At 68.2% G+C, this 7,310-nt stretch carries 8 protein-coding genes; 4 read left to right on the top strand and 4 right to left on the bottom strand.

Going from position 1 to position 7,310, the window contains the following annotated elements; genetic code table 11:
* From LQV45_RS14255 to LQV45_RS14265, 3 genes are all read left to right on the top strand, one after another.
* Positions 1–584 (top strand): Hsp70 family protein (locus LQV45_RS14255; RefSeq protein WP_230007596.1); only part of this gene is annotated, 584 nt, incomplete at its 5' end.
* Positions 585–587: 3 nt separating this feature from the next.
* Complete coding sequence (locus LQV45_RS14260; protein WP_230007597.1) at positions 588–1,721, top strand: tetratricopeptide repeat protein; 1,134 nt, start codon at positions 588–590, stop codon at positions 1,719–1,721.
* A gap of 14 nt (positions 1,722–1,735) precedes the next feature.
* On the top strand, positions 1,736–2,260 hold the full coding sequence (locus LQV45_RS14265; protein ID WP_230007598.1) for a nucleotide exchange factor GrpE: 525 nt from the start codon (positions 1,736–1,738) through the stop codon (positions 2,258–2,260).
* Positions 2,261–2,999: 739 nt separating this feature from the next.
* Here the strand turns inward: LQV45_RS14265 and LQV45_RS14270 are convergent.
* Entirely contained in the window at positions 3,000–3,353 is a 354-nt protein-coding gene (locus LQV45_RS14270; protein ID WP_230007599.1) for a helix-turn-helix domain-containing protein, read from the bottom strand.
* Between the two features lie 78 nt (positions 3,354–3,431).
* Here LQV45_RS14270 and LQV45_RS14275 point away from each other — a divergent pair, with 78 nt between their 5' ends.
* On the top strand, positions 3,432–4,088 hold the full coding sequence (locus tag LQV45_RS14275; protein ID WP_230007600.1) for an FMN-dependent NADH-azoreductase: 657 nt from the start codon (positions 3,432–3,434) through the stop codon (positions 4,086–4,088).
* Between the two features lie 80 nt (positions 4,089–4,168).
* Here LQV45_RS14275 and LQV45_RS14280 read toward each other — a convergent pair whose 3' ends face one another.
* From LQV45_RS14280 to LQV45_RS14290, 3 genes are all read right to left on the bottom strand, one after another.
* Positions 4,169–5,389, bottom strand: a complete 1,221-nt coding sequence (locus tag LQV45_RS14280) for an NAD(P)/FAD-dependent oxidoreductase (RefSeq protein ID WP_230007601.1) — start codon at positions 5,387–5,389, stop codon at positions 4,169–4,171.
* A 45-nt stretch (positions 5,390–5,434) separates the two neighbouring features.
* On the bottom strand, positions 5,435–6,538 hold the full coding sequence (locus LQV45_RS14285; protein ID WP_230007602.1) for a Gfo/Idh/MocA family protein: 1,104 nt from the start codon (positions 6,536–6,538) through the stop codon (positions 5,435–5,437).
* Positions 6,531–7,310: sugar phosphate isomerase/epimerase (locus LQV45_RS14290; protein WP_230007603.1), on the bottom strand; the 780-nt coding region annotated here is incomplete at its 5' end. The genes LQV45_RS14290 and LQV45_RS14285, both read right to left, overlap by 8 nt.

A 7,310-nucleotide genomic window follows, 5' to 3' on the forward strand; every position in this document is an offset into this window, starting at 1 on the left:
GGGGATCGACCCGGATGCCGATGGTGGCGCGCATGATCGAGGAGATCTCCGGGCGGCCGGCGCTGCGGGTGGGGAATCCCGACGAATTGGTCGCGCTCGGGGCAGGTATCCAAGCGGCGATGGAAGCTCCGGCTGCGGGGACGTCCCGTCCGCGCGTGATCGTTCAGGATGTGACCTCGCAAGGTCTCGGCGTGGCCGTGTTGGCACACGATGGCTCCGGTCGTCTCGTGAATTCGATCGTCGTTCCTCGGAACACGAAAATCCCGGCCAAGGGGTCGGACGTGTTCGCGACATCCGCCGACGGTCAGACGGAGCTGCTCGTTCAGGTCACCCAGGGCGACGACGAAGATCTCGCCTTCGTCCGAGAGATTGGCGATCAGCTGCTGACGATCCCGCCCTATCCGAAGGGTGCGCCCATTCGAGTGGAGTTCGCCTACGACATCGACCAGATGGTGGCGATCGCTCTCTACGACCTCACTGCCGACTCTCTTCTCGGCTCTTTCGAGGTCGACAACACCGCCAACCTCAGCGACGAAGACATCCGCACGGCAATGGATAACAACAACGACACGGAAGTGGCCTGACGAATGAAGACAGCAACGTTCGTAGACTTCTACGAGATCCTCTCCCTGCCGGAAACGGCTGACGCGGATCGCATCAGGGAAGCGATCCGCGGGCAGCGGCGGATATGGAACAAGCGTGCCGGCCAGTCCGACGTTGTCCAGAAGAGCGTGGCAGAGCAGCGCATTCGTGATCTCGCCGACGCCGAACGCGTCCTCCTCGACGCCTCGGCGCGCAGGACCTACGACAGCACTCGCGTCCAGGACAAGGCCCGTGCTGGCGCCGAATCCGCAGCTGCGACGAGATCCACGTCCGAGGGGGCACGAGACTGGCTCGCAGAGGCGCGCACGTTCTACGCGACCGGCAACGCGCACGCCGCGAACTATGCCGCACGCGAAGCGATCGCCGTGAACGGCGCCAGTCATGAAGCCTGGAACATTCGTGCCAACTCGTCGTTCATCTTGGCGAACTACGCCGATGCCGGGTTCGAATTCCGTGAGGCTATTCGCCTCATGCCCCACAACGCCGCGTATCACTTCGACTACGGCGAGGCTCATGCCGCTGCCGGCAATTGGGCCGACGCGCTGGCAGAGTACGAGATCGCGTTGCAGCAGGTCCCCGGCGACCCGGTGTACAAGACGGCGATCGCAAACGTCTACCTCAACACCGGGAAGTCTGAGCAGGCGTTGCCGCTGATGGAGGAAGTCGTCAAGGCGCAACCCGGGGCCGAAGTGTTTCAGTACTACCTGGCGTGGGCGCTGCACGACGTCAATCTCGCCAAGTGGTCTCGACTTCGCGGTGGAGGTTTCCTCATCACTTCGCCCGAGCAGATCAGGATCACTCGTGAGATGTCGGGTCGCGCGCTCCGGCTGACATTCAGTGATGATGCTCTGCGTGCTTCTCTCCAGGACAACCTGCGGCGGGCGGATCTGGCGGAGGCCTCGAAGTGGACCGGCTCCGGGAATATTCTGTGGTACCTCGGAGCCGCACTGGCGGGTCTGATCATGCTGTTCGCTGGATTCGGCGCCGGAAGCGCCGTGGTCGGGCTCCTCGGTCTGCTGATCGGGGGGCTCGCGGTGTGGCTGTTCATTGCGCGCCACCACAAGCCGGGCTGGAAGTTCAATGCCGCCAACCCGGCCGTCCATGTCCGTGGCGTTTGAGGCTGCGGCGACTCGTGTCTGATCCCGCCACGCTGGAGCACGTCGCCGCGGAGCTCTCGGCGCTGCGCGACCTCTTCCAACGGCGGCTCCTCGACGACAAGGCCAAGGTGCGCCTCTACGAGGAGCTGTACTCGCAAGTCGAACTCGCTCGGCACGGACTTGCGCGCAGCCAACTCCGAGCCCTCTTCGGCGAGCTCCTCCTTCTGACAGATCGGCTCCACGAAGTCGTGGGCAATCCCGTGGTCGAGAGCGTCGTCGAGGAACTCGAAGAGGTTCTCCGTCGCCGTGATGTCCGCCGGGTGCCGCCGATCGACGTGTTCGACCCGAGATACCACGAGGCCGTGCGCATGGACACCACGACGGATTCGGTCAAGGGCCAGATCCTCGCCGTGCTGCGCGACGGGTACCTCATCGGTGACGAGGTACTGAGGCCAGCACTGGTTGTGGTGGCCTCGGGGACGAACGCGGTGGAGGCCCCGAATGGCCTCTCTCTGGGGGAGCCGGATCGCATCGGCTCCTCGGGGATGCCGCCGGAGTGATCCGGTACGGCCGGGGTGCGTTCTGCCGCATGTTCCGATGTGCCACGCGCCCGGATGCGGGCGCTCAATATGTGAGAGGTGAGTGTGTTGGTCGAGCGCGAATACGAGGCGTCTTGTGCCTGCGGTTTCGAGGGCAGTGGCAATGGAAACAAGCCGGCGACCTGTCCGGCATGCGGACGCGATTGGTGAGTCAGCAGCTCGGGATACGCGCACCTTCCCGGATCCCGTGTTGCCTGGTACCGGGCGGGCTCTGGCGGAGTCGGTCAATGGCGTGAGGACACCGCGAACCGACCGGCAATCATCACTGAACTGGGGAAGGGGGTGAGGAGTATGGCATGTGCGTGTGTGAACGACGGCAAGCCTCAGTGCGCGTGGTGCGCGGAGGCGACGCGGCTGGGACGACCCCCGGCGCAGCACAGCTGTCAGTGGTACGGCGGCTGCTCATGACTCGACGCAGGTGTCGGCGCATCTAGCGCCGGCACCTGTGTCACCACCACCGATCAGGACCGATCGATAGCGCATGCCGTTGGGACTGATCTGTTCGGGGGCGTGCCGCACTCGTGTGCTTCAAGAACCGTCGCGCATATCCTCCAGGGGGTGGCGGCGGAAGCGCACGCGGCTGAATGGGACGTTACGTCCCCCGCCCAGGGGTCTCTGCGCGTCGAATCCGATACGAATCTCCTGGTCTGGCGAACCGAGGCTGCAGGAGACAACAGACCCGCTGCGCGGCGCGCCCCACTCACTTCCGTGCGTCTGCCGCCGGAACCAGGTTCTCGCTCGCCCAGTCGCCGAGCTGCTCGAGGAGGGGCAGCAGCCGGCGCCCGGCATCCGTGAGCTCGTACGACACCGATACGGGCGGGCCGGCGTCCACGGTGCGGACCGCGAGCCCGGCCCCGGCCAGTTCGGCCAGGCGGTCCGAGAGCACGGCGTCGCTGATGCCGGTCACCGCCCGCCGCAGGCCGACGAAGGTCGTGGCGCCGGCGCCGAGCGACGACAGGATCATGCCGTTCCAGCGCTTGCCGAGCACCGAGAAGGCGAGCGTCACCGCGGCGTCGCAGGCGCCATGCTCGGCATCCGAATTCGTCTCGGGCATCACCCCATGGTACGCGTGCTACAGTCGCGCTAGTCGCTCTTATTTACAGAGCGGCTCACATTTCCTGATTGGAGCCGCATGTCCCTGTTCCGCCTGGATGCCAGCATCCTCCCCGCCTCGAGCGCCAGCCGGTCGCTCGCCGACCTCGTCGAGCAGGAGTGGGTCGCCGCCCACCCCGACTCCACCGTCACTCGGCGCGACCTCGCGGTCGAGCCGGTGCCCGCCACCGCGTGGGCGGATGCCGTCACGGCGAACTTCGTGGGGGAGGGTGAGCGCACCGACCGTCAGCGCGAGGCCCAGGCGCTCGCGACGACGTTCGCCGACGAACTCACCGCGGCCGACGCGCTGCTGTTCGCGGTTCCGCTGTACAACTACGGCGTCTCTCAGCACTTCAAGACGTGGTTCGATCTGGCGTACACCGACCCTCGCATCGACCCGCAGGGCACGGCGCTGCGCGGAAAGCCCGCGACGCTGGTCACGGTGCTCGGTGGCAACTACGCACCCGGGACGCCGAAGGAGGGCTGGGACCACTCCACCGGGTGGCTCCGCCGAGTACTCGAAGACGTCTGGGGGCTCGACCTGCGTGTCGTCGAGCGTCCGTTCACGCTCGTCGGTGTGAACCCGGCGCTGGATGCGTTCTCGGATGCCGCTGCGGCGCTCAAGCTCAAGGCCGAAGGCGAGGCCGTGATCTACGGCCGCGAGGTCGCGGCCATGCGGGGGAGCTCGACGGTCTGAAACCGATCGTGGACCCGGCGCGCGTGAGGACACCACCGCGCCGGGTCCCGAGCGAACACGTCGCTCCGCCCGGGCGGGTCTCACGCCCGGCCGCGTAGACCGTCGCCCATCTCCGCCAGCTGCGCGACGATCTCGCCGGGAGTGCGCTCGCCCACCTGCTTCTGCAGCAGCGGCGTGTGGTCGAGCACGAAGTCCCGGAGGGGGCGGAGCGGTGCCGGGGCGTGGTGGAACACCTGTCCGAGAACGTACGCCTGCTGCACCTGGGCGGTGGTGTGCGCGACACGGCGGTCGTCGTAGCGAGAAAGCGCCGCGTGCACGCCGGCGGTGTCGGTGAGGTCGAGGCCGGCGAGTTCTTGACCGATCGTGTAGCCGTCGCCGATCGACATCCCGGCGCCGTATGCCGCGTAGGGCGACGTCGCGTGGGCGGCATCACCCGCGAGAGTGATGCGGCCGCGCGACCAGCGGGGGATCGGCTTGCGATCGCGGATCATCCACCGCTGGCACGCGTCGTCGGCGGTCGCCTCGACGAGGCCGGCGAGTGGGCCGGGGAAGCGCCGCGCGAGTCCGAGCGCGTGTGCACGGAGGTCGGTCGGCGCGGGAGCCTCCGGGTCCCACGCCTGCAGCACCCACCACTGGAACCCGTCGCGTCCGCCGTCTCGGATCGACGAATACGTCCCCTGGACCGTGCGGTCGTGGCGGAGCACGACCTCGTTGCGCTCGGCGCCGGGCACGTCGGCGAACGTGTAGCCGCCGACGATCTGCAGCCGGTGCTCGCGCTTGTCGCTCGCACCCCACAGGTGCGTGCGCACCATGGAGTCGATGCCGTCGGCACCCACGACCACGCCGGCATCGATCACCTCACCGTCACCGAGAGTCACGCGCACGTCGTCCCCGCGGTCTTCGAGCGAGACGACCGTCGTGCCGAACCGGATCACGTCGGCGGGCATGGCCGCGAGCATGCGGCGGTAGAGCTCGGGCCGCAGCAGGCCGATGAAGCCGCCGCCGTAGTCGCGCACGACATCGTCGGGGATCCGGACGTCCGCCCGGACGTTGCCGCGGACACCCCGGAACGTGGTGTGGCAGGGGGCCCCGAGGTCGGTGATGTCGACTCCCATCTCACGCAGCGCCTTGATGGGCGGCGGCCACAGGTTCAAGATGTTGCCCGCGGGGCGCGCCTCGCGATACCGCTCCAGCACGATGGGCGTGTGCCCGACCTTGTGCAGGGCGAGGGCCGTGGCCATTCCGGCCGGCCCCGATCCGATGACGACGACCGGCGAACGGCCTTCGGAGGTGGATGACATTGCGGTGTTCTCCTGTCTTCGTTGACGGCGAGAGAGAAAGGGGGATCAGGCGGGCACGGCGGACGGGACGTCGACCCATTCGCCCGAGGCGGCGGAATCGAGCACGAGGTCGGTCAGGAGCGCGGCGCGAGCTCCGTCCGCGAAGGTCGGCACCTCGGGGCGCAGGGAGCCGGAGATCACTCCGTCGTACGTGTCGCGGACGAATGCGGTGAAGGCATCCTGATAGCCCATGGGGTGCCCGGCCGGCACGATCGAGAGGCGGGCCGCATCCGCGCTCAGCGCAGCCGGGTCGCGCGAGACGACGGCCGTGTGCGCGCGTCGGCCGAGCAGGAGCTGGTCGGGGTGCTCCTGATCGAAGCCGATGCTCGCGTCGCTGCCGTACAGTTCCAGGCGCAGGGCGTTCTTCCGCCCCGCCGCCACCTGCGACACGGTCAGCGACCCGTGGCATCCGGATGCCAGGCGCACGAGGACGTGCACCATGTCCTCGGTCGCCACGGGGCGCCCACCTCGGGCGGCGTGGGCCACCGAGGTGATCGCGGTCAGCGCCACGATGCGGTCGCCCGTGACGAACTCGAGCAGATCGACCACGTGTGATCCGATGTCGGCGAAGGCCCGCGAGCGTCCACCCGCACTCGCGTCGACGCGCCAGTTGACGTCGTCGGCTCCCAGGAGCCAGTCCTGGAGGTAGCGACCGTCGACGTGCAGCACGCGTCCGATCGATCCGGATGCCGTGAGCGCACGCGCTTCGCGGACCATCGGGTGGAAGCGGTACACGAAGGGCACGGTGGCCACGCGGCCCGCAGATGCGGCGCGGGCAGCCAGGCCGGCGGCGGCGGGGCCGGAGAGCGCGAGGGGCTTCTCACACACGACGTGCTTCCCGGCATCCAGAGCACGGATGGCGAGCCTCTCGTGCGAGTCGTTCGGCGTGCAGATGTGGACGACGTCGATTTCGGGATCGGCGATGAGCGCATCGGCGTCGTCGGCCGACCCGCGGGCGCCCAGCGCTGTCGCGGCGGCGCGTCCGCGTTCGGGGGAGGAGGACGCCACGGCCGCGAGATCGGCCCCGGCGGCTCGTGCCGCACGGCTGTGCACCGCGGCCATGAAACCGCCCCCGATGATCCCGACGCGCACCGCTCTGTCCTCAGCCACGGATCCGAGCTTCGGCGCGGCGCAGGAGCGCGTGCTGGCGCCTCACCTGCTCGATCGATCGGTAGGGGCTGCGCTCGCCCTCGTACTCGCTGGAGAGGTAGCCGCTCCAGTCGTTCTCGATGAGGGTTCGGAGGATCTCCTCCCACGGGATCTGCTGGTCTACGAGCGCATCGTCGATGTCGAAGAACTTCGTCTGGATGAAGTGCGTGTAGGGCAGCACCTCCACGAGGTCGCTCATCGGCAGGGCGAGGGGTTTGCGCCATCCCTCTTCTTGCGCCTCGTCGCTCAGTCCGTCCTGGTGGGCGGTCGAGACGGCGCGTTGGAAGATCCCCGTGTCGATCAGCAGGCGGAAGTGCGCGCTCCCGGTGCGCTGGATGAACTGCACGTACTCGTCCACGACGGGGTGGCGGATCGGGGTCGGCGCGTGGATCTCGGGGCAGATGACGATGTCGAGCTCTGCGGCGAGGTCGAGATTACGCTCGATGACCCCGGTCCAGATCGGGTGCGGGGTCAGATCCATCGCCACGACGCCGATCTTGGGGCGCACCGAGGTGAACCCGAGTGTGGATGCCAGGCGCAGATCGCGCGCGAGCATGTCGGTCCCCTCGTCGACGGTGAGGTCGCGGTGGCGCCACATCCGGGAGTCGATCCACGAGCCATAGTTCGTCGGCTCGAGGCCGTACTGCGCGCACAGAGCGTGCCAGCGGTCTATCCAGGCGGTCTCGGGGGTCGGGTAGTGCGAGATGTTCCCCTCGCCGAGGATCTCGATGCC

This window comes from Microbacterium sp. Bi128 (assembly GCF_918698205.1).

What these genes read in the sequence shown, in the direction of transcription:
- LQV45_RS14260 (WP_230007597.1), top strand. Translation starts at nt 588, where the DNA reads ATGAAGACAGCAACGTTCGTAGACTTCTACGAGATCCTCTCCCTGCCG.
- LQV45_RS14270 (WP_230007599.1), bottom strand. Translation starts at nt 3,353, where the DNA reads ATGCCCGAGACGAATTCGGATGCCGAGCATGGCGCCTGCGACGCCGCG.
- LQV45_RS14275 (WP_230007600.1), top strand. Translation starts at nt 3,432, where the DNA reads ATGTCCCTGTTCCGCCTGGATGCCAGCATCCTCCCCGCCTCGAGCGCC.
- LQV45_RS14280 (WP_230007601.1), bottom strand. Translation starts at nt 5,389, where the DNA reads ATGTCATCCACCTCCGAAGGCCGTTCGCCGGTCGTCGTCATCGGATCG.